This window comes from Pseudomonas sp. A-RE-22 (assembly GCF_019956035.1).
Taxonomy (GTDB): Bacteria; Pseudomonadota; Gammaproteobacteria; order Pseudomonadales; family Pseudomonadaceae; genus Aquipseudomonas; species Aquipseudomonas brassicacearum.
Map to the genome: position 1 here is coordinate 187311 of NZ_JAHBCZ010000088.1, position 22044 is coordinate 209354.

General features: G+C 57.8%; 17 protein-coding genes and 3 pseudogenes. 12 read left to right on the forward strand and 8 right to left on the reverse strand.

What is annotated here, in order from left to right:
- Positions 1-55: 55 nt before the first annotated feature.
- Positions 56-949: a LysR family transcriptional regulator gene (locus tag KGA89_RS29445; RefSeq protein ID WP_079302871.1), complete on the reverse strand. Its 894-nt coding sequence runs from the start codon at positions 947-949 to the stop codon at positions 56-58.
- Between the two features lie 189 nt (positions 950-1138).
- Between KGA89_RS29445 and KGA89_RS29450 the strand changes: the two genes are divergently transcribed.
- From KGA89_RS29450 to KGA89_RS29480, 7 genes are all read left to right on the forward strand, one after another.
- Positions 1139-1813 carry an NADPH-dependent F420 reductase gene (locus KGA89_RS29450; RefSeq protein WP_079302870.1) on the forward strand — a complete coding sequence of 225 codons (675 nt, stop codon included), beginning with the start codon at positions 1139-1141 and terminating at the stop codon, positions 1811-1813.
- Positions 1814-1829: 16 nt separating this feature from the next.
- A complete protein-coding gene (locus KGA89_RS29455) occupies positions 1830-3470 on the forward strand; it encodes a GMC family oxidoreductase (RefSeq protein WP_223473181.1) in 1641 nt (546 codons plus the stop codon).
- Between the two features lie 72 nt (positions 3471-3542).
- Positions 3543-4994, forward strand: coding sequence for an aldehyde dehydrogenase family protein (locus KGA89_RS29460; RefSeq protein ID WP_223473182.1), 1452 nt, complete (start codon positions 3543-3545; stop codon positions 4992-4994).
- Positions 4995-5266: 272 nt separating this feature from the next.
- Positions 5267-5713 (forward strand): (2Fe-2S)-binding protein, encoded by a 447-nt coding sequence (locus KGA89_RS29465; protein ID WP_013692840.1) that lies wholly within the window; start codon positions 5267-5269, stop codon positions 5711-5713.
- A gap of 129 nt (positions 5714-5842) precedes the next feature.
- On the forward strand, positions 5843-8101 hold the full coding sequence (locus tag KGA89_RS29470) for a xanthine dehydrogenase family protein molybdopterin-binding subunit (protein ID WP_223473183.1): 2259 nt from the start codon (positions 5843-5845) through the stop codon (positions 8099-8101).
- 13 nt (positions 8102-8114) lie between these two features.
- Positions 8115-9455: a c-type cytochrome gene (locus KGA89_RS29475; protein WP_079302866.1), complete on the forward strand. Its 1341-nt coding sequence runs from the start codon at positions 8115-8117 to the stop codon at positions 9453-9455.
- A 57-nt stretch (positions 9456-9512) separates the two neighbouring features.
- Positions 9513-10649: a metallophosphoesterase gene (locus KGA89_RS29480; protein ID WP_223473184.1), complete on the forward strand. Its 1137-nt coding sequence runs from the start codon at positions 9513-9515 to the stop codon at positions 10647-10649.
- A 96-nt stretch (positions 10650-10745) separates the two neighbouring features.
- Here KGA89_RS29480 and KGA89_RS29485 read toward each other — a convergent pair whose 3' ends face one another.
- The 4 genes from KGA89_RS29485 to KGA89_RS29500 all read right to left on the reverse strand — a co-directional run bounded on the left by KGA89_RS29485 (position 10746) and on the right by KGA89_RS29500 (position 14399).
- On the reverse strand, positions 10746-11696 hold the full coding sequence (locus KGA89_RS29485; protein ID WP_223473185.1) for an aldo/keto reductase family oxidoreductase: 951 nt from the start codon (positions 11694-11696) through the stop codon (positions 10746-10748).
- Between the two features lie 59 nt (positions 11697-11755).
- Positions 11756-12499 (reverse strand): SDR family oxidoreductase, encoded by a 744-nt coding sequence (locus KGA89_RS29490; protein WP_223473186.1) that lies wholly within the window; start codon positions 12497-12499, stop codon positions 11756-11758.
- Between the two features lie 84 nt (positions 12500-12583).
- Positions 12584-13168 carry a cyclophilin-like fold protein gene (locus KGA89_RS29495; RefSeq protein WP_223473187.1) on the reverse strand — a complete coding sequence of 195 codons (585 nt, stop codon included), beginning with the start codon at positions 13166-13168 and terminating at the stop codon, positions 12584-12586.
- Positions 13169-13424: 256 nt separating this feature from the next.
- Positions 13425-14399 (reverse strand): alpha/beta hydrolase, encoded by a 975-nt coding sequence (locus tag KGA89_RS29500; protein WP_013692848.1) that lies wholly within the window; start codon positions 14397-14399, stop codon positions 13425-13427.
- 973 nt (positions 14400-15372) lie between these two features.
- Here KGA89_RS29500 and KGA89_RS29505 point away from each other — a divergent pair.
- Positions 15373-15565: pseudogene (locus KGA89_RS29505) on the forward strand ((2Fe-2S)-binding protein); the annotation flags it as partial.
- 14 nt (positions 15566-15579) lie between these two features.
- Here the strand turns inward: KGA89_RS29505 and KGA89_RS29510 are convergent.
- Positions 15580-15730: pseudogene (locus KGA89_RS29510) on the reverse strand (urease accessory protein UreD); the annotation flags it as partial.
- 199 nt (positions 15731-15929) lie between these two features.
- Between KGA89_RS29510 and KGA89_RS29515 the strand changes: the two are divergent.
- The 3 genes from KGA89_RS29515 (at position 15930) to KGA89_RS29525 (ending at position 19111) form a co-directional block, all read left to right on the forward strand.
- Positions 15930-17003 carry a catalase family peroxidase gene (locus KGA89_RS29515; protein ID WP_223473188.1) on the forward strand — a complete coding sequence of 358 codons (1074 nt, stop codon included), beginning with the start codon at positions 15930-15932 and terminating at the stop codon, positions 17001-17003.
- Positions 17000-17578 carry a cytochrome b gene (locus KGA89_RS29520; RefSeq protein WP_079303444.1) on the forward strand — a complete coding sequence of 193 codons (579 nt, stop codon included), beginning with the start codon at positions 17000-17002 and terminating at the stop codon, positions 17576-17578. The genes KGA89_RS29515 and KGA89_RS29520 overlap by 4 nt, the downstream gene beginning before the upstream one ends.
- Positions 17579-17992: 414 nt before the next feature.
- Positions 17993-19111, forward strand: coding sequence for a PQQ-dependent sugar dehydrogenase (locus KGA89_RS29525; protein ID WP_197679443.1), 1119 nt, complete (start codon positions 17993-17995; stop codon positions 19109-19111).
- A gap of 955 nt (positions 19112-20066) precedes the next feature.
- Here the strand turns inward: KGA89_RS29525 and KGA89_RS29530 are convergent.
- Entirely contained in the window at positions 20067-21179 is a 1113-nt protein-coding gene (locus KGA89_RS29530) for an endonuclease/exonuclease/phosphatase family protein (RefSeq protein WP_223473189.1), read from the reverse strand.
- Between the two features lie 162 nt (positions 21180-21341).
- Positions 21342-21491, reverse strand: a pseudogene (locus KGA89_RS29535) (zincin-like metallopeptidase domain-containing protein); the annotation flags it as partial.
- A gap of 135 nt (positions 21492-21626) precedes the next feature.
- Between KGA89_RS29535 and KGA89_RS29540 the strand changes: the two are divergent.
- The coding region (locus KGA89_RS29540; protein ID WP_317846356.1) for a POTRA domain-containing protein at positions 21627-22044 on the forward strand (418 nt) is incomplete at its 3' end.

Genomic DNA, 22044 nt, shown 5'->3' on the forward strand with positions numbered 1-22044 from the left:
TGAATGATGGCGAATAATTCAGATGCGAAAAAGGAAGGGCTCAGAGCACCGTTAACTATCCGGGGTACCGTAACTCATCGATTAGAACCTGCATCGCCCGAGACTTCTCGCGCTCGCTGGAGTAATAAAGGTGCAGCCCCGGGAATGTTCTCCACCAGGCTTGCATGACAGGAACCAGAGTGCCGTCAACCAGATGGGGATGGGCGATGTCCTCGGGAACATAGGCCAGTCCGAAACCCGATACAGCGGCATCCAAAATCTGATTGATGCCGTTGAATACGAGTCTGCCTTTGACTCTCGTATTGATCTCCTGGCCGTCCTTTTCCAGCTCCCACGCGTACAGGCCGCCACGTGTCGGCAGGCGCATGTTTATGCATTCATGTGCCATGAGGTCCTGAGGTCTGGTGGGCATGGCACGAGACTCCATGTAGGACGGAGCGCCCACCATGACAAAGCGCATGTCGGGAGCGATACGAACGGCTTCGATCCCGTTTGCTAACCCGTCCCCGAGCCGGATGCCAAAGTCGAAATGGTCGGCCACGATGTCCGTCAAGCCATAGTCGATAACCACTTCTACGCTGATTTGCGGGTACTTTGGCAGGGCTTTCGCCAATTTCGGCCAAAGCACGGTTTCAATGACATGGTCGGTTGCCGTGATGCGAATGTTACCGGCGGGGGTGTCGCCAAGTTCAGCCACGGCAATCAGTTCGGTCTCGATTTCCCGCAACCGCGGTTCCACGGTATGGAGCAGACGTTCACCGGCCTCGGTGACGGATACGCTACGGGTCGTTCGCGTGAGAAGACGTACGCCGACCCGAGCCTCCAATCTCTGGATGCTATGACTGAGCATCGATTGAGAGATTCCCAGCTGGGAGGCCGCCCGCGTGAAACTTTGCTCTCGTGCAACCGCAATGAGCGCAAGCAGGTCGCTGTAGTGTTCCTTTGCCATTCATCATTCTCTACGTGGGGGCGGATACTGTATCAGCTCAAGCACCCGCTCCAAGAATCTATGTTCATGAGTCGGTCATGACAATCGTGAAGAGGATTAATCAGTTTTGATCATACCTCTATTCGCCGTCGCGCCTTTCACTCGAGCGTCATCCGTGTTTTTAATCGAAAAAATAACAAGAGGCCTTTCATGAAAATCGGAATTCTTGGCTCCGGCCGAATGGGTAGTCATCTGGGCACCATGTTTGCCCGGGTTGGCCATGAGGTCTCCTTCAGTTACTCGCGTAGTCAGCAGAAACTTGCCGATCTGGCTGCGTCGGCAGGCAAGAATGCACAAGCCAGCACGCCGGCAGAGGCGGCCTTCAACGCTGACTTGGTCCTCTTGGCCGTGCATTGGCTTCAAGTGCCTGACGTCCTCAGCCAAGTGGATGACTTGAGCGGAAAAATCGTCATGACCTGCTGCAATCCTTTAAACGCAGAGGACACCGAGCTTGTCATCGGCCACACGATGTCCGGTGCGGAAACGCTGGCACAGATGATTCCTGGGGCCCATGTCGTCGCGGCCTTCCAGTCGACGCCCAGTGAGGTGCTGTTCGATGTGTTCGCGGCCAGAGGCGAGGCGCTACGTCCTAGTTTGATCTTCTGTGGCGATGACGAAGCCAGCAAAGCCAAAGTTGCGGATCTTATCAGTCAGGTGGGGTTTGATCCGGTGGACACAGGCGCTCTGAAGGTTGCCCGTTATATAGAGCCTTTTGCGATGCTCTCTGCAGTGTTGGCCTACGAAACGGACCAGGGGCCCGAATGGGCTTATCGCTTCGAGCGTTTTGACCGGCTGTTCAAAGGCACTTCCCGCGTCGGGAAATAGCGCGAGGAGTTGGGCAATGCAGATTTATGACTACATCGTGGTTGGCGCTGGTTCTTCGGGTTGTCCAGTTGCGCGCGGCTTGTCTGATGATCCCCGGAACAACATCCTGCTCATCGAAGCGGGACCTGCTTCAGATCGTTTCTGGGTTAACACGCCTGCGGGAATGGGCAAGCTCTATTTCAATAAATCATTGAACTGGAATTTCCGCACCTCGCCAATGGAGAAGCTTCAAGGGCGTCAGATGTACTGGCCTAGGGGCAAATTGCTCGGTGGATCCAGTTCCATCAACGGCATGGTATTCATCCGCGGTCACCAAAAGGATTTTGACGGCTGGCGTGCCTTGGGCAACCCAGGCTGGGGGTATGAAGATGTCTTGCCGTATTTCAAAAAGATGGAGCACTTCGAGCGGGGCGGCGATGAATATCGCGGAGCGAATGGTCCGCTGTGGATCAGTGATCCGGTCGTCAAGGAAAAGAGTAGCTACGATTTTATAGAGGCCGCTAACCGTATCGGTATCCCGGTGACCGAGGACATGAACGGCGCCTTGCACGATGGCGTAGGTTTCATGCAGCACAACATCCAGGATGGGCAACGGATGTCGACTTATCGGGCATTTATCGAGCCGGTCATCGAACGGCCGAACCTGACGGTTAGAACCGGATGCGAACTGCAGCGCGTTTTATTCGAGGGGCGCATCGCTGTCGGTATAGAGGTTCTGAAGAGTGGCCGTTTGGAGCGTATCTATGCGGCACGCGAAGTAATTCTGTCAGCAGGCTCGCTGAAGACCCCGCAGATGCTGATGCTGTCGGGCATCGGCCCAAGGTCTGAACTGGAAAAGCACGCAATTCCCGAAGTTCTGAACTCCCCGGGAGTAGGGCAAAACCTGCAGGATCATTTTTATATTCACACAGCGTTCCGCTGCACCCCAGACAGCTCGTACAACGCCAACCTCGTAGGCTTGCGCAAGTATTGGGAAGGCTTTCGTTACCTGATGACCCGCAAAGGTTATCTTGCCCTTGGCTCTTCCCAGGTCGCGGCGTTCGTTAAAAGTAGTCCGGACGAGGACTATGCTGATCTCCAAATCAGCTTTCGGCCCATGACCTTTCAATACTTCCCCGACGGCACGGTTGACGTTGAAAAGCATCCTGGGCTCGGGGTGTCGGTCTATCAGTTGCGTCCCAGCACCACGGGATCAGTGACGCTGCGCTCGACCAACCCGTCGGACCCGGCCGATTACACACCAAATTTCCTGAGCAGTGATTACGACATCAATGCCGTGATCAGTGGTGTGCGTTGGATACGCAAAATCATGAACAGCGAGCCCATCAAGTCCCGCGTGGTTTCGGAACAATTGCCGGGCCCGCACATTCGTACCGATGAAGATATCTACAACTATTTGGTCGAAACCGGTAATTCGGCCCACCACCAGGGCGGCACCTGCAAGATGGGGAACGACGCCATGGCGGTGGTGGACGAACGACTGCGTGTCCGCGGTATCGAGCGACTGCGGGTGGTGGATGCCTCGATCATGCCATTCATCACGTCGGGCAACACCAATGCACCGTCGATCATGATCGGTGTGAAAGCCGCCGACCTGATTCGTGAAGATGCAATGGCTCGCCGGACAAGCAGTTCGCCGGTCGAAACTGTTGGTTGAATCGGCGGGTACCTTGTTGCCGCGTGTCACGAAAATCCTCACCGAATAACAACAACTGGAGGCACCAGCAAGATGCACGATTACGCGAAGTTTTATATCGACGGTGAATGGGTAGAGGCCGCGACCTCCCAGCGCCAGGAATTGATTGATCCGACTACCGAAGAAGCGTTTGCCACGGTCGCCATGGCGACCGTTGAAGAGGTGGACACTGCCGTGGCCGCAGCTCGGCGTGCATTCAAAAGCTATTCGCAGTCTTCCCTCGATGAGCGTTACGACCTGATCAACCGTATCATCGAAGCCTACGAATTGCGCGCCGATGATTTTGTACAGGCCATTGCGCAAGAGGTGGGTATTCCCTGCAGCGCCCGTGCTCAGGTCATGGGGCCAATCGAACATATGAAGGTCGCTCGCGACCTGTTGAAAACGTACGAGTTCGAGGCTCGAATTGGCAATACGATCGTTCGCCGTGAACCTCTGGGTGTCTGCGCACTGATCTCGCCTTGGAACTGGCCGATCCAGACAACCGTCATCAAGCTGATCTATGCGCTGGCCGCCGGTTGTACAGTCGTATCCAAGTCCAGTATCAACTCTCCGGTTAGCGCTATTTTGCTGACAGAGGTGCTGGATGCCGCGGGCGTACCCAAGGGCGTTTTCAACATGCTCAACGGCTCGGGGCGAGTGATTGGCGAGGCGATGTCGAGGCATCCCGATGTCGACATGGTTTCCTTCACGGGCTCGACCGGTGCCGGTACGCAGGTAGGCGAGGCAGCTGCACGCACCATCAAGCGCGTGTGTCTGGAGCTGGGCGGGAAGTCGGCGAATATCGTGCTGCGAGACGCCGATCTGGAAAAGGCCGCGCGCTGGAACATTCAGCGCGGCTTCTTTAATACTGGACAATCCTGCCACGCGCCGAGTCGCATGCTGGTGCATGAAAGCCAGGTAGAGCAGATCATTCCGTTCCTGGTTGACGAAGCAAACCGATTCCGTCTCGGAGACCCGCGAGATCCCGCCACGACCATGGGGCCGATTGTCAGCCGGGCACAATTCAACAGCATCCAGCGTCACATACAGTCGGGCATCGATGAGGGTGCACGGCTGATTGTTGGCGGACTGGGGCGCCCCGAAGGCTTCGAACGTGGCTTTTTCACCCGTCCGACCGTGTTCGTCGATGTGACGCCGGAGATGACTATTTGCCGGGAAGAGATTTTCGGGCCGGTCTTGGTGGTGGTGCCTTATTCCACCGAGGCGCAGGCATTGGAAATAGCCAATGACTCGCCTTATGGGTTGGGTGGCTATGTATTCGGTGGGGACCGGCGCAAGGCGTATGAGTTCGCCAGCGGCCTGCGTGCCGGGCGTGTTTGTTTTAACGGGGCGCCGACTAACTCGCTGACGCCTATGGGTGGTTACAAGGAATCCGGCATTGGCCGCTCGATGGGTGTTTTCGGGTTGCAAGAGTATCTGGAAATCAAATCGGTCTATGGCTTTGACGAGGAAGCCGCAGCACTGCCGTCGTTGAAGGCCTGATACGACTATCCAAGACCAAACGCTGCCGCACCGATGATTGGCGCGGCACGCCTGCTGTTTGAAGAGAGTATTTATTCATCTGATTAATAGCACCTTGCGAGCTTGCTCACGTGGTTCGCTTGCTGTGCCACGGACGAGCCCAGTAGGGTAAGGCTCGTCTAAACAAACGACGTTGCAGTTGTTGTTATTGCGAATGGTCAGTTGCCAAAGATTATCCGCAGGTCGTGCTCGGCCAGGTTTTTCACACTGTTTTCAATCGAGGCATTCTTACAATGGAACTCAACGTAAATGGCACTGTGTATGAGGTTGAGGCGGATGCGGATACACCATTGTTATGGGTGATTCGCGACGATATCGGCCTGACCGGAACCAAGTACGGGTGCGGTTTGGCGCAATGCGGCGCCTGTTCGGTCATGGTGGACGGCGTGCTGCTTCGCTCATGCGTTACACCGGTTGAAGGTGTAAAGGGCAAACAGATTCGCACAATCGAAGCCATTGAAGACGACGAGTTGGGCAAGCGCGTAGTGGCCGCCTGGGTCAAGCATCAAGTCGCCCAGTGTGGCTATTGCCAGTCTGGCCAGGTAATGGCCGCCACTGCGCTGTTGCAGCGCATTCCCAAACCTTCCCAAGCCGATATTGCTGCCGCCATGACGAATCTCTGCCGTTGCGGCACTTATAACGCGATCAAGACTGCTGTCGATGAGCTTGCTGGTGCTTGAGCACGCGCAATTCGACTGAGCTGCGACGTGCCTGGTGACAATGCCGACGGCTAATCCTGACCACCTTTAATGGAGCAGGGATTGGTCTGCTGCCAGGCCGAGCATTGAATGCAAACACAGGGGAACACTATGTCAAAACTGGATGATTCAATCGCCGAGCGCGGCGTACTCTCCGACGCGCAACCTGTGAACGTCTCTCGCCGCCGTTTTTTGCAGGCATCGGCTGGCGTCACGGCGGGTGCGCTTGTTATCAGCTTCGGAATTCCCCTTGGCCCGTTGCGTGCTGCCGAGCGTGCCCAGGCATTGCCGCCTGGCGCCCGTGTACCGGCGTTCCTGGAGATTCGTCCGGATAATACCGTTCGCCTGCAGAGCCCCTTTATCGAGGGTGGGCAGGGTATTTTCACGGGCATGGCACAGGTCGTGGGTGAGGAGCTCGATATAGATCCAGCCAGCTTTCTGGTGGAGAACGCGGCGCCCGGGAGTGACTTCAAAGTCATGGAAGGTGGCATGCGCTTCACGGGTGGTAGCCGGTCGATGCGCGCGAGCTACATGACCATGCGCCGACTGGGCGCATCGGCGCGCCTGATGCTATTGCAGGCCGCGTCCTCCCACTGGAAGGTGCCTCTGGCGCAGCTAACTACCGAGCCAGGGCGGGTCATTCATGCCGCTTCCAATCGATCGATCACCTACGGTGAACTCGCGCCGCTAACGCTCGATTTGCCCATTCCCGATCCGCAAACCGTTACTCTGCGCGACCCTGCCACATTCCGCTGGATCGGTAAGCCGGTCCAGCGAATAGACGTCTACGACAAGTCCACTGGTAAGGCGCAATACACCATCGATACTCGTGTCGAAGGCATGCTCCACGCCGCGGTACAGCATGCGCCGCGCCTGGGTCTGCAAGTGGGGCTGGTGCGCAACGAGGATCAGATCAGAAACCTCAAAGGCGTGCATTCGGTGCACCGTCTTGAAGGGGCAGTGGCGGTGGTTGCGCAACGCTGGTGGGTGGCCAAGCGTGCCGTCGAGGCTCTGCAAGTGGAGTGGACGGAGCCGGGTGGCGATTCAACCGTGCGCTACATGCCGGCTAATTTCGACACCCAGGCCTATGCGGAGCAACTGAGTAAAACCACCGACGCTGGGGATGAGGCCGAACGTGAGGGCGACCTGCAGCAAGGGCTGGCCGGCGCCAAGAAAATCGTCAGCGCGACTTATCATACCCAATACCTCAACCACGCCCAGTTGGAGCCGCCCTCGGCCCTGGCGCGCTTCGGGGCTGAAGGCAATCTCGATTTGTGGCTGCCGAACCAAGCCCCTGATCTGTTTTTAGCCGACGTCGCCAAACGCACCGGCCTGGACCCTTCCAGAATCACTCTTCGCTCACCGCTGCTGGGTGGTTTTTTTGGCCGGCATTTTCTGTACCCGAATTCATCACCTTACCCTCAGGCCATCCAGCTGGCTCAATTCACAGGTCGGCCGATCAAGGTGATCTGGAGTCGCGAGGAAGAGTTTTTGCGTGACGTGCTTCGCCCCTCAGCTGTGGTGCGCTTTCGCGCTGGCCTGGATGAACAAGGCATGCCGGTGGCCTTTGAAGCAATCAGTGCCACGGAAGGGCCAACCGAGGGGATCGCTAACAAACAAGGAGACAAAATCGACCCGACCGCCGTCGAGGGCCTGGCCGGTAAAAAATACGCCATTGCCCATCGTCGGATCGCTCAACTGTACTCGCAGACCCCGGTGATGCTGGGCTACTGGCGTTCAGTAGGAAACTCCATCAATGATTTCATGTATGAAGCGTTCCTGGATGAAGTGGCGGATGCCGGGGGGCAGGACCCCTATGAGCTGCGGGCCAAGCTACTGCAGGGCAACGAGCGGCTGAGCAACTTGCTCAAAGCAGTGGCCGATCTCTCCGGAGGGTGGAAGCGAGGGCCTTTCACTGCGCCGGATGGCACCAAGCGAGCAAGGGGCGTTGCGATGGCGTCGCCATTTGGTACCGAAACGGCGGTGATCGCAGAGGTTTCCATCAGCAATGGCGCCGTGAAAGTTCACGACATCTGGCAAGCAATCGATCCGGGTAGCATCGTCAATCCCGCGATCATCGAGGCTCAAGTCAACTCTGCCGTGGCCCTTGGCTTGTCTCAGACCCTGATCGAACAAGCCATCTACAAAGGTGGCACGCCGGTGGCGCGCAATTACGACCTCTATCGCATCCTTACACCAGAGATGATGGCCAGGGTCCATGTCCGCGTGGTGGAAAGCGGTGCGCCAATGGGCGGAATCGGTGAGCCACCTTTGCCTGCGGTGGCGCCGGCGGTTGCCAACGCCGTCTCGCGACTGACCGGTCAACAAATTCGCAGCATGCCTCTATCGCAGTACCGCTTCGACACCTGATAAGGAATGGCTCGTGAATAAAACTATAAAGTATCTGCTGCCTGCAGGCATCGTCGTGGCGGCGGGCTTGGGCTGGTTCGTCAATCGCACGCCATCTTCGCCTTTTGCTGATGAGACAGTTGCACCATCGACAGACTCACAGCTCGTCCAGCGTGGTGAATATGTCGCCAGGCTTAGCGATTGCGTGGCCTGCCACAGCACGCCCAAAGGTGCGCCGTTTGCCGGCGGCCTGGAGATGGCGACCCCAATGGGATCGATCTATGCCACCAACATTACCCCGGACAAACAAACGGGCATCGGTAATTACAGCCTGGCCGACTTCGATCGCGCAGTACGCAGCGGAGTCGCGGCTGACGGGCACAGGCTGTATCCGGCTATGCCTTACCCATCCTATGCCAAGCTCAGCGACGATGATGTGCGGGCGCTTTATGCGTTCTTCATGGCCGGCGTTAAGCCGGCGCAGCAGCAGAACCAGCAAAGCCATATCCCCTGGCCGCTCAACATGCGCTGGCCGCTGGCTTTATGGAATACCGCGTTTGTCGATGACGGTGCCTATCAGGCCAAGCCATCAGAGGATGCGCTGTGGAACCGCGGCGCCTACATCGTCCAGGGCGCGGGGCATTGTGGCAGTTGCCATACCCCACGCAGCTTGACGATGAACGAGAAGTCGCTGGATGAAAGCAGCGCTACTTTCCTCAGCGGTTCGCTGCTCGATGGGTGGTACGCGCCGAGCCTGCGCCAGGATCCGAACACTGGATTGGGGCGCTGGAGCGAGCAGGAGATCGTCGACTATCTGAAAACCGGACGTAACGCTCACAGCGTGGTCGTGGGCACCATGGCGGAAGTCTTCAACAACTCGACGCAATACATGTCCGACCCGGACTTGAAAGCCATTGCGCATTACCTGGTGTCGTTGCCGGGCGACCCAAAGCGTGACGGGCCGCCATGGAAGCCCGCTACCATACAGACGGCTGAACAACCTCAGTTGTCGACACCTGGGGCAGTCAACTATATGGCCAAGTGCAGCAGTTGCCACGGCAGTGATGGCAGCGGGCAGGCGCCATGGATACCTCCTTTGGCAGGCGCATCTTCATCGATGGTGAAGGAAAGCGCTACGAGCATCAATGCGACCTTGAATGGTTCCGAACGTGTCGTTGCCAATGGCATTCCGGATTCGTATCGCATGCCCCCATACCGCAACCAACTCTCTGATCAGGAAGTCGCTGATGTACTGACTTTCGTTCGCACGTCATGGGGTAATCAGGGAGGCGCAGTGAAGGCTGACGAGGTGAAGGAACTGCGTGAGCGAACCAATCCGGCCAGCAGCAACCCGATCATCCTGCAGATGCGTTGAGAGAGTAGGGCGAGGGTCCCGCCAAGACCCTCGCTATAGAAAGGGAGTGAGTCGGCTATGAGTTACGAGTTTGTGTTCGTTCGTTCGATTGTGTTGACGATCATCATAGGCTTGTTTCTCCTGGTGACTGGTCGCGCCGCCCGCAAGCGGGGTTGCATCGTGGCGTTCTGCGTATTGGCTGCCGCGGTACACCTTATTTGGTGGTGTCTACCCGAACTCAAAGGTGGATGGAGCGAAGCCGGCCGCTGGCTGGTCAGTGCGTGGGTCGGTGCGGTGCTGACGGCCTTGTTCCTGACTCTGCCCGTCGGGCTGTTTCTTGTTGCGCGTGGCCTTCTTGGACGGCGCTCAACCGTCGGCATGCGCGTTCCTCTGACTGTCGTCGCAGTTTCACTGATCGTTGGGATTGGTGTGAGCTTCGGCACAGTCGGAGGCCCAGTGGTTCGCGAAGAAGTGGTCCATGTGAACGGTCTGCCCGAAGGTTTGGACGGACTGCGGGTCGCTAACATAGGTGATGTCCACATCGGGCATTTCATCGTGCCCGAGGACTTTGCCCAGGCCATCGACATCGTCAATTTGCGTAAGGTGGACTTGCTGGCGATTACGGGTGATCTCATCGACGATCTCAGCCAGCTGGAGCCGACGCTGGACGCTTTGGAGAGAAGTGACGCGCTGCCTGTGCTCTCCATCCTGGGAAATCATGACAAGTACCCTAACGAAGCCGCCGTAGTCGCCGCCTTGCGTGCGCGCAACCCTCGTATCCAGGTGCTCATCAACAACAGTGTCGTAGTGCACCCGCGCGACGTGCCGTTGCGCATTGCTGGCGTAGATTACCCGCTCGCCTCGGATGGACGTCACATGCTTCCGCGGGACGAGCAGGATGCAGCCATGCGCAGGTTCGCAGAACTGGCGTTCGCCGAGGCGTCGCCTGGCGATACGCTCATTGCGTTGTCACACCACCCCGAGTTCTTTCCCATCGCTGCCTCGCGTGGCGCGGTATTGACCCTGTCCAGCCATACGCATGGTGGGCAGGTACGATTCTTCGGGCGGCCAGTGATCGTCGCGTACGACTATATGCATGGAATCTATCGCGACGGGGCGGCATTCCTCGACGTCACTTCCGGACTAGGCCACTGGCTACCCTTGCGTATCGGTGTACCACGGGAAATTTCGATCATTACGCTGCGGCGTGCATGATCCAAGTAGGACTCGAGTGTTAACTGAACCGCGGGACTAGCAGGGGAACTGGTCAGCCATCAGAGAGGCAGGCGCACTCTCGGCGCCCGAAAACGTTCAGGGGACGTTGTGACCTGCCGCTCGGATTAGCCCATACCATTCGGGGCGGGTGAGCGGGATGTTCGAGCCCGCGGCTGCCTCGACGAGGCGCTCGGGTCTTGTGGTACCCAGCACTACTTGGATGTTGGCGGGGTGACGAGTTATCCAGGCTGTCGCGATCGCGGTCGGAGTGACGTCGTACTGCGCAGCGAGTCGGTTGAGTTCAGCGTTAAGTTCCGGATAGTCGTGAGAGTCGAAGAACACCCCATCCTGAAAGGCTTTCTGAAATGGAGACCACGCCTGCAGCGTGATCTTGTTGATCCGCGCGTAGTCGACGATGCCGCCACCGTCACGAGTGATTGAGTCGTCGAATCCAGTCATGTTCGACGATAGGCCTTGGGCGACGATCGTCGAATGCGTCAGCGAGAGCTGGACCTGGTTGGCCAGGATCGGTTGGGTCACGGCGGTCTTAAGCAGATCGATTTGACGGGGCGTATGGTTGGAAACTCCGAACGCGCGGACCTTTCCGGTGGACTCCAGATGGTCGAAGGCGCGGGCGACTTCTTCCGGCTCCACGAGTGCGTCGGGCCGGTGCAGCAATAACACATCCAGATAGTCGGTACCCAGCGCTTTCAGCGACCTCTCGGCCGACGCCACGATGTGCTCGTAGGACTGATCGTAGTGCCACGGGTCGGCGACAATACTGGTTTTGGACTGGAGGAAGATTTGCTCGCGCTCGGCGCCGCTGAGTCGCAGCGCCTCGCCGAAGCGGCGTTCGCACAGGTGCGGGCCACCGCCGGGATGGTTGAATCCGTAGAGGTCGGCGTGATCGAAAAAATTGATGCCCGATTCGCGTGCCGCGGTGTAGAGCGCCCGGATCTGGTCATCGGCGCTGCCGGCAATGCGCATCATGCCCGCGACGACATTGGGAACCCGAGTGTCGGTTGATCCTAGTTGTACGGTCTTCATGAAAGCTCCTTGTCAGGACAGTGGTGGGCTGTCGGACGTCTTGCGTGACTGCAATGCACTCACCAAGGCTGGTTCGCAGGGCCAACTGTGAACTCGTTGATTGTTGTGTCATCGGGCTGGTCGATCGCGAAGGCTACGATGTTGGCGATTCGGTCTGGAGAAATGCCGTACTTGTCATAGATGTCCTGCATCTGGTCTAGCGCCTGCTTATCGCTGATTGTCGCCAGCAGTTCAGTGTTGACTGCGGCCGGGTAGATCGTCGCGGTGCGGATATTATTGCCTTCCATGGCGGATTCCATGCGCAGGACTTCCATGAAATCGCGCACGAACCACTTCGTCCCGCCATAGACGGCGCCGCCCGGATACGCCTTGAGCCCCGCCACCGAAGAGGTGGTGATGACGTGCCCAGACTTCTGTGCCAGGAACTCGGGTAGCACCGCGGCCACGCCATTCAAAACGCCCTTGACGTTGACATCGATCATCTGGTGCCAGTCTTCGGTCTTTAGTGCGGACAGGGGTGAGTTCGGCATCAGCCCAGCGTTCAGGAAAATGACGTCCACACGGCCAAATGTTTCTTTGGCCAGTTGGACGATGCGGTCGTTTTCCTCTTGCTTTGTCACGTCCAGCATCTGATAAACCACCTGGCCTCCGCTCAGGAGAATCTCGTCCGCGATCTGCTTGAGCTTGTCTTCGCGTCGCGCACCGAGCACGATTTTGGCGCCTTTGCTCGCGAGCAGCTTGGCGGTTGCCTCGCCGATTCCGGACGATGCGCCGGTGATGATGACTACTTTGTCTTTGATCATGATTTCTCTCTCTGGATTCTGGCTGCGAAGGAGACGCAGCAGATGATGAGGCGGTATCTCAGGTCGGTGTTGAGCGTGGGGCGACTACTTTGTCAGCGCACGCTGCTCTTGGAAGAACACCACCCGAACATCGCCACGGCCGAGCGCCTGGGCCAGGCCAGTCGGATCGTCTACGCGGCCCAGACGGGTGTATGAGTAAGCTGAGTCGAAGGTCTTGTAAAAGATGACCACGGTGCGCGATCCCCAAAGCATAAGGTCTCCGTTGCGGATCGTGCCGGGCCGGCTTTCACTGGTGGGCAGCGCGTCATGCAGTTCTTTTTTCTTCTCGTTTCCGTGGAGGTCCTCCATGTCCAGTGTCAGCGGCAGCGTGGCGGCGAATGCACGAGTGGCCTCGTTGTCGACCAGGGTGATGGCGAAGCGACGTTCCCCGACGGTCATCCACAGGCGTGATTCATCCGATTTCTTGGGGGCTTGAGTGACATCCTGCTCAGCGGCCACGGGCAGCGCAGTGCTGGCGGCGTGGGCGGGATGGCCGCTGCACAGTGCAAGGAGAAGCAGCGGCATTCCAAGCTGTTGCATGGCCCGCCGGTGCCAGGAATGCCTACGACTTGCAGCGCCAAGAGAGGAGAGAGTGTCGCCTGCACCGACGTCAACGTTTTCGCAATTCATGTTGTTCTCCTTGTAATGCGGAAAATGGGCCAGACGCGTTGCCGCGCCTGCACGTGAATTCGCAGGTATCGAGCGCGAATTCACGCAGCAATATGGCGAAGACGCTCCTCAGCGAGTGGTCTATTGCCAGTTCTGGTTGCGATCCCCACTGGAAAGTCAGAAGTGTTGAGTGGCATGAGTCCATACCGTAGGGCGAGCCAGCCAGGTCAGCCGCGTAGTGGCATTTTGCTCGCCAGGATGCGGTCGCCTCAATGCGTCAAGCGACGCCTGCCGCCGTGGCCAGGTGCTGTGTGAAGAAGGTCGTCAGCTTGTCGAAAGGAATCACGTCCACACGGTCATACAGATCGGTGTGGCTGGCCTCTGGAATGATCATCAGCTCCTTCGGCTGCGCCGCGGCCGCGTAAGCGGTTTCGCTGAAGTAGCGCGAGTGGGCGTTTTCACCGTGGATGAACAGGACCGGGCGTGGAGAAATTTCCGCGATGTAGGTCAGGATCGGCATGTTCATGAACGACAGGGGTGTAGTGATCGTCCACGAGTTGCCCGAGTTGACCGCGCGCGGATGGTGTCCGCGGGTTGTGCTGTAGTAATCGTGATAATCGACCATGAACTGCGCTTCACCACCCCTCAGTTCGTTGTAGGGGGGCTGGTACGCAGGGGCACCATTTTTCGCGTCGACCCAACGTTGTGCGCTCAGTTGTTCGAGCCCTTGCGTGCGCTGTTCGAGGGTCACGCTATCGTTGTAGCCCTTGGACATGACGCGGGTCATGTCGTACATGGTGCTGGCGACAACCGCCTTGACGCGCTTATCCAAGGCCACGGCATTCAGCGCCATGCCGCCCCAACCGCAAATGCCGATGACGCCAATTCGCTCGCGATCAACGGAGGGTTGCAGGCCAAGAGCATCCACTGCCGCGCTCACATCCTCGGTGTTGATGTCTGGCGAGGCGACGTTGCGCGGCTCACCGCTGCTTTCCCCGGTGTAGGATGCATCGAAGGCCAACGTGACAAAGCCGCGCTCGGCCATGGTTTGCGCATAGAGCCCGGAGGACTGCTCCTTCACCGCGCCAAACGGGCCACAGACGACAATAGCTGCCAGCTTTGCGCTGGCGTTCTTCGGTTGGTACAGGTCGCCCGCTAGGGTGATGCCATAGCGGTTCGTGAAGGTGATCTTCTTATGGTCCACCTTGTCGCTCTTGGCGAAAGTCTTGTCCCATTCCTGTGTCAGTTGCATGTGCTTGCCTTACATAAAGTTGAGATTGTTCCTGCCAGCCTGAATACCCGTCGAGCAGCAGGGCTTGTCGTCGGCGTAGGGGTCATAGACTTTTACAACCATGGGGAATATTCGTTTCGCAAATGGCGTAGCGCGTCGGGATTGGCTTTGCCAACTAATGTATGCCTGTCACTGCCTCAAAACATCCCATGAAATTGCAAGCATCTATGCACGCTATTGGATAATCGCGCCCCCAGGTCCCAGGCGGTTCGAAATGGAAACCTACCCCGATGAGTTCATGCTTGTTCGAATGACATATCACCACGCTGCGATGACCATTGATCATCGAGTCCCGTACCTGGAAGTATTCGGTCCGCCTGCATCAGCTCAGCCTCGCTATATGACCGGCGGAAAACCCGCCGCAGGCTGCGTTGGTAGCCGATTCGAGTGACTCGGTCTGGGACAGGCGATGGACGAGACCTTGTAGAGGACATCGGCCAAGTGCTTAACGGATGTGAAAGCTTGTTTGGTCAAGGCTTGTTGGGCTGCGTCGAAAGAGAGATCACAACCTCTGTTTCCGTTCCGGCGCTTCCTGCTGAAGCTGCTTCTAAACCCGTTCTTCAGGTCTGTAGGGGCAAGAGACCATTTGAAAAATTAGCCGCTGGCCGAAAAGTAATACTTCATCCAGGTTGTGGGCCGGTAGGTTTTTCCAAAAGAAAAGATGCAAAGCCCTGAATCGGTAACGGTAATCGTCTCAAGCATGTTACTTAGTTGTGAGTCGTGCTCGCTCGTAGTTGAGCGGGCACTAAATCACTGTGTTGATGTGCCATCGATGCGCGGTGATTTCTGGTATTGCGTACTTTTATTCATAGGGCCTAGCACGTGGCTGCATGATTGAGCCCACTAAGCTCATGATACTTTCAAACCATGTATAGGTAACCATTACGCGACGCCCCGTTAATAGCGCTTTTTAGAGCCAAGATGGCTGGAGAGTTTGGAGCTTCAGATTAACGATAAGACCTATCAGGTCGAAGCTGAGGGCGACACAGCCGCTGCTGTGGGTGATTCGTGACGAAATCGGTATGACGGGAACAAACTATACCTGCAATGGGGATTACGGGTGTGGTCTCGCTCAGTGCGTCGCTTGTTCCGTCTTGATCGACGGCGTTGTGGCGCGTTCCTGTGTCATCCTCGCTATCTCCGGCCAGCGTACTTCCAGGTCGGCACGGTAGAAATCAAAGAAGCCGGCATCCCGTTGAGGGGGGCAGACAAAACGCGTCGCAGAGCATCACTCTGGAGCCCGGATGCAGATTCACCATCACCTCGCTGTGCAGTTTTGCCTGGGGGAATAATCGTCGCCACCTGTACTGCTTCTTCTTCTTCTTCTTCTTCTTCTTCTTCTTCGCCGAGCCGCGCGGCCGGCGGCAACGTAACGTTGCTGGCCGGTGCGTATAGAAGTCTTCAGCGCCGTAGCGACTTAGCACAAGGTTTTTGAGTAAAGCGTTAAATTCGTTACAGAACTCTCCACCCCGCACTCCGGAAGAAATTTCGATGAACGAGCGACATCCTCACTCCAATAAGTCTTTTCTAGGGCCGCTCGTACTGATCGCGGCGGTGGTTGTCGCCGTCGGCGCCGCGTTCGTATACACAGCCGGTTGGTTGACACCCGCACGCCTCACGCCGACCAAGATCGTCGAGGTGCTGGCGCCGCCCGCAGGACCGGCTCTCGGTTTCCGCCGCGCCCATGCCAAGGGTATCTGCTTCACCGGTACCTTCGAGGCCAACGGCACGGGCAGCGATTTGTCCAAGGCACAGATGTTCGCCGCCGGCACCTATCCCGTGACCGGCCGCTTCAACCTCGCCTCGCCCGACCTCAAAGCGCCCGATGGCACAGCGCGCGTGCGCTCCCTGAGCCTGCGCATCCGAACGCCCGACGGCCAGGAGTGGCGCTCCGCGATGATCAATGCGCCGTTCTTCCCGGTCGCGACGCCGCAGGCTTTCTACGATTTGCAGGTGGCTTCTGCCGACAAGAGCCATCCGGATGCGTTGAAGCATTTCGCCGCTGTGCACCCCGAGATCGGCGCGTTTAGCCAGTGGGCCGGCAGTGCGCCGTTCACCAGTTCGTACGCCGAAGACCGCTACAACGGCATCAACAGCTTCGTCTTCACCAACGCGCAGGGCCAGGACCAAACCGTGCGCTGGTCCTTTAATCCGGTCGCCAAACCTGTGCCGGTCTCGGGCGACGAACTCAAGAAGCGCGAGCCCGATTTCCTGCTGACCGACATCACCGAGCGCGTCGCGAAGGCGACGCAGCGCTGGGCTATGACGGTCATGGTCGCCGACCCGGGCGACCCGACCGCCGACCCGAGCAAGGCTTGGCCGGAAGATCGCCGCAGCGTCGGCGTCGGCACCCTGTCGGTGACGAAGATTCAGCCTGAGGCCGATGGCTCATGCCGCGACATCAACTTCGATCCCACCGTGCTGCCGGCCGGCATGCGCACATCCGACGACCCTTTCCCCGCCGCACGTTCGGCCGCTTATTCGGTCTCGTACAACCGCCGGACCGCCGAAGAAAAAGACTATCCGCGCACCCCGTCCACCACCACCGCCGGAGCCAAGCCATGAGCCAAGTCAACCAGCAATTCGCGCCGTTGCAGCGGGCGCTTCATTGGGGCATGGCGATCTGTATCCTCGCGATGCTGTTCATCGGCGTCGGCATGGTCTCGACGATCACGCCCGCGTACCTGATGCTGGTCTCGATCCACAAGCCGTTGGGCATTGCGATCCTCGTGCTCGCGGTGCTGCGCCTGATCGTCCGCTGGCGCCTTGGTGCGCCGCCGCTGCCGCGTGACATGCCCGAGCCGATGAAGCTCGCCGCCAAACTCTCGCATGTCGCGTTCTATGTGCTGATGCTCGCGATGCCCTTGCTTGGCTGGGCCATGTTGTCGGCGGCGGACTACCCGGTGCTCGTCGCCGGGCTGCATCTGCCCGCCATCGTGTCGCCCGACGCCGGCCTGCACAGCTGGCTGTGGAACGCTCACAAGTTCCTCTCGTTCTGCTTCTTCGCGCTGATCCTGCTGCACCTCGGGGCCGCTCTGTTCCACGCGCTGGTGCGACGCGACGGCGTGTTCGAGGCCATGGCGCCATTTCCGGTACATCCGTCGGTCGACGGCAGGGTCGTGACCAAGTGCGCTGACTGACGCAGGCTCCGTTACCACGGGCGCCGCGGCGCACGCGTTCTCGGTGGGGCGAGATGAAATACCTCAGTGGGCATGTACTGTGGGACCACGACCTGCAGTGACCGTCGAGCTGGGAGGCTGGCACGAAGTGACGCTGACCCTCGCCGGATCACCGAGCTTCATAGAGATGTTCGTCGCCAAGTTCAGCGAGCCGCCGACTTGAGGTGCCTTGCCTAAACACCTGGCGTCGAAGCCTCCCGCCATTGGCGTTCGGACGCAGGGGGGCGCTTTCACGATGCAGAAACTTCGGCGCATGAACGGGATCGCAAAAGCAGAGAAATATCTGGATGCACATGCGTAGCACAAAGATTTACTAATTTATATCTTTCTTCGTAGGGTGTGCTAGCGGCTGTCAAATCAACCATTGGAACAGACATGAATCTGAAACTTGAGTGGGTTCTGGTCCCAGCATTTCTTGCCATGGGTTTTGCTGCCAGCGCGCTGGCCGCCGAGGTGCGGGCTGAGCGTGTGGCAACCGGATTGGAGAATCCCTGGGCAGTGGCCTTTCTTCCGGCACATCGCTACTTGGTGACAGAACGGCCGGGCCGGCTTCGGGTGGTTGGTGCCGATGGGAGCATCGGCCCGCCGGTTGAGGGGCTGCCGGCGATCGCGGCAGGCGGGCAGGGCGGGCTGCTGGATGTCGTGACCGACAGTGCTTTCGACGTGAATCGCATGGTCTACTTCTGCTTTTCCGAACCGGCCGCTGGTGGCGCGGGCAATAGCACGGCAGTGGCACGCGCGACGCTGTCGAGCAACATGGTGCGCCTCGACAACCTGCAGGTGATTTTCAGTCAGCGACCGAAGGTGAGCAGCTCCGCGCATTTCGGCTGCCGCATCGTCGAGGCGAAGGACGGGACGCTTTTCGTCACGTTGGGCGAGCGTTACAGCCGGAAGGAGGATGCGCAGGAACTCGATAACCACTTGGGCAAAGTGGTGCGCATCCAGAAGGACGGCGCGGTACCGGCCGACAACCCTTTCGTCGACCGCGCCGGTGCCTTGCCGGAGATCTGGAGCTATGGCCATCGCAATAGCCAGGGCGCTACGCTCGGTCCGGACGGCCGCTTCTGGATGAACGATCACGGTCCGCAGGGCGGCGACGAGATCAACGTTCCGCTGGCGGGGCGCAACTACGGCTGGCCGGTCATCACCTACGGCGAAAACTATGGCGGCGGGAAGATTGGCGACGGCCTGACCGCCAAGGACGGCATGGAGCAGCCGCTGCATTACTGGGTGCCCTCGATCGCGCCGTCCGGCATGGCCTTCCTGACTAGCGACCGTTATGGGCCGGCATGGAAGGGCAATCTCTTCGTCGGTTCGCTCAAGTTCGGTTACCTCGACCGTATCGAACTGAAAGACGGTAAGGTCGTGGCCGAGCACAAGTTGCTGGAGGACGGGCATGCCCGCATTCGGGATGTCAGGCAGGGCCCTGACGGCCTGCTCTACGTGCTCACCGACGAACAGGATGGCAAACTGCTGCGTCTTCAGCCGCGCTGAGCGCCATCAGGGCAGGCATTGCGCAGCTGCAGCGTCGGCAAGCCGCGACGCCTGCCCGCAACCTCTTCGACGGCTTGCGCTCGCCGCCTCCCAAGGAGGAACTCGGCGATATCAAGCTGATCGTCGAGAACGATACCAGCCAGGTCGGTTCTGTGGGGAAATGTGTTTCAGGATCTCGACACCAGCGCTGGAAACAGAAGCGAGAAGCCCATTCAGGGTAACAGAGAGGCCGTCAACTCACATTTTCGAACCAGGCGGGCAGTGATTGATCCACTCCAACGCTGGTGTCATACCAGACTTGGATCTTGAAATACTTCAAAAACAAGTCCAGAATTAAGTCTTTTCCTGCTCCGGAAAGAAAAGAAACCCCTTAGATTTCAATGAGTCGGACACCAGGTACGAGTCTCGTTTCCCGCTCCAATTATTTTTCTATAGGCTTCCACTGAAGTATGTAGAAAGCAAAAAAAGAGGCTTCGGCCTCTTTTTTCGTTCCAGTAAAGTCCATTCTGATACATAAATAGCCACGTTTTTTCAGTACATTATTTAGTACATCAATTCGACACTTTGATAATTCAGTTTTTAGAGCTGCTTGGCGCTCTGAAAACCGTACAACACTTCTTCATTCATATGAAATAGACGATCCGCGTCGCCTTGAGCGCAATGCCAAACTGTTGCCCTCGGAAAGCACTCTCTTAGCGCTCTTTTAGCGTGGATGTGATGCAATTCCTCGGTCCAAGGGGAGCTGCCTGAGGATCTGACGTTTTGGTGCGCTGGCAGCGTCAATCAATGTCGAGCTGGGTTATATCACTCGAACCATCGCTCAGGGCAGGTGCATGCGCTCCATCGTCGCATTGATCTCCTTTATATTTGAATGTCTGGAGCGGAACCGAGACCAAGTCGCAACGGCTAGGGGCCGCGAAGGCTAACCGATAGCTAGCAATTAGCTCCAAAGCGCTCAAATATCTAGATCTACCCACACAGCAGTATGGTCGGACCCCGCATTTTCTTTCTTGATGATTTCCGGGTAGGTCTCCCAGCGTACCGGTCTTGAACCTGGCCACATTCCCTTGCGGTAAACCCCACCAGCTTTTACCTTCAGAAAGAGTTCCGGCGACAGCAGTAGATAGTCAATTTTGTTGGTTGCTGTGCACGAGCCGTATGTTCCCGGATAACCGCCGTCATCGAAACGCTTGTGAGTGAATGCATCCTTCAGCGTCGTATCTCCAAGGAGCGGCTTCAATGCGTCGCTGTCCGGCGTGTCGTTCAAGTCACCTACAACGGCGACATATTGTTCGCCTTGCTCAATCAAAGAGTTATAGATTTCCTTCACTCGACTGGCTTGGGCAAGTCTTCTTTTGGCCGAGTCAGAGAGGCTGCCGTAGCCTTTGCTTTTGAAGTGATTGACTAACAACACCAATCGGAGACCGGATGGCATTGCCAGATAAAACTCTGGGCAATCTCTCGAAAAAATCAGGGGACCGGCGTCCACACGATCATCCACATGGCTGCGCATGGTTCCAATTGGAAAGCCTGCGCACGCGGCCACACCGACATCAATGCCGCGCTCGTCATTGCCGTCAATCAGCATCACGTGGCTGAACGGGTCACCGCCTAGCCCACCGATGATCTCAGTGTTGAAGTCGCGTAGCGCTGGTCTGCTTTCTGCTTCTACCACCGCCAGTACATCGGCTTTCAAATCAATCATGACCCTGGCGGTGTTACGCATGGCTTCCTCATCAACAGGCGCCTGAACCAACTCCAGCGAGCCGACCCAATCGGATCGCCCATTGGCAACAATTGTTATTTCCCCGTTGCGGGATCGTTTGACCAAGCTGCCGCGATTTTGTCGAAGCAAGGTGAAAGGTCCTTGGTCTGAGCGGCTAAGTCCTAGCTCGCCTAGTAAACGCACCATGAGTCGCTTATCCGTTGCTGAATAGGTTTCTTGACTCAGCAATCCATTGAGTTTTGCGAAGCGCTCCAATGTCGGTTTACCTTCTGCCCATCCCTCAAGGTTCATTATTGCGGCGCGGTTGAAGAGGTTTTCGACGTTGTACGTGGCAAGTCTCATTGGCAGTCCTTGGGCGTACGCAGTGCCCTGGCATTTTTAGGTTGAGACCAGCTTTACATCGAGTGGTGACGTTGAGATGAATGCGCCTGACGCTTATTCACGCATGACGGTGAAACGAACGCCTTGTTGATGACTTCCCTGGAGTAGTCGGTTTGAACCCGCGGAATATCTCGCGCCTTCACGCTTCCCCCGAGCCTGGTGTCCGGTCCAGTGCCTCAGCTTGTGAAGTGTGGTGGCGTAGTGTCCACCTTGATCGTGAAGTTGCGCTTTTGTTGGTAGTTGGATGAGATCCCTGATTGGGTGGTAAAGGCTTCGTTGGAGCACAGATTGGCTTTTTTTCGGCTAGAACCGAAATAAATATTTCACGCAACTGTAATTGAAGTTATCAGGCAAATGCCTAGCATGCCTTTCCGTCGTGATATCAAAAAGCCACGACCAGGGATGATCATGTGTTTACTTGTCGTAGCTAGGTTGTGTCTAGCGCTGCTGTGCCTTTCTCCACTCTCGCTGGCTCACGCCGCCCCCACGCCAGGCGACACGGACTTGATCCGCGAACGCCAGAATCGCTTGCTTGAAGAGCAGCGTCGGCGCCTGGAAGAGCTCAAGGGCCTGCACGGCAAGGAGGCGAAGCCGACCCAGCCGACCGCACCTGCCGATACCCGTTGCTTCCCCGTCAAGACCATCGAACTCAAAGGCGCCGACAGCCTTTCCGCCGGCGAGCGCGAGCAGTTGCTCAAGCCCTACATCGGCCAATGCCTGGGCGTGCCGCAGCTTAACGAACTGCTCAAAGTCATCACCGACCTTTACATCGAAAAAGGCCTGGTCACCAGTCGTGCCTATCTGCCGCAACAGGACCTGTCCGGCG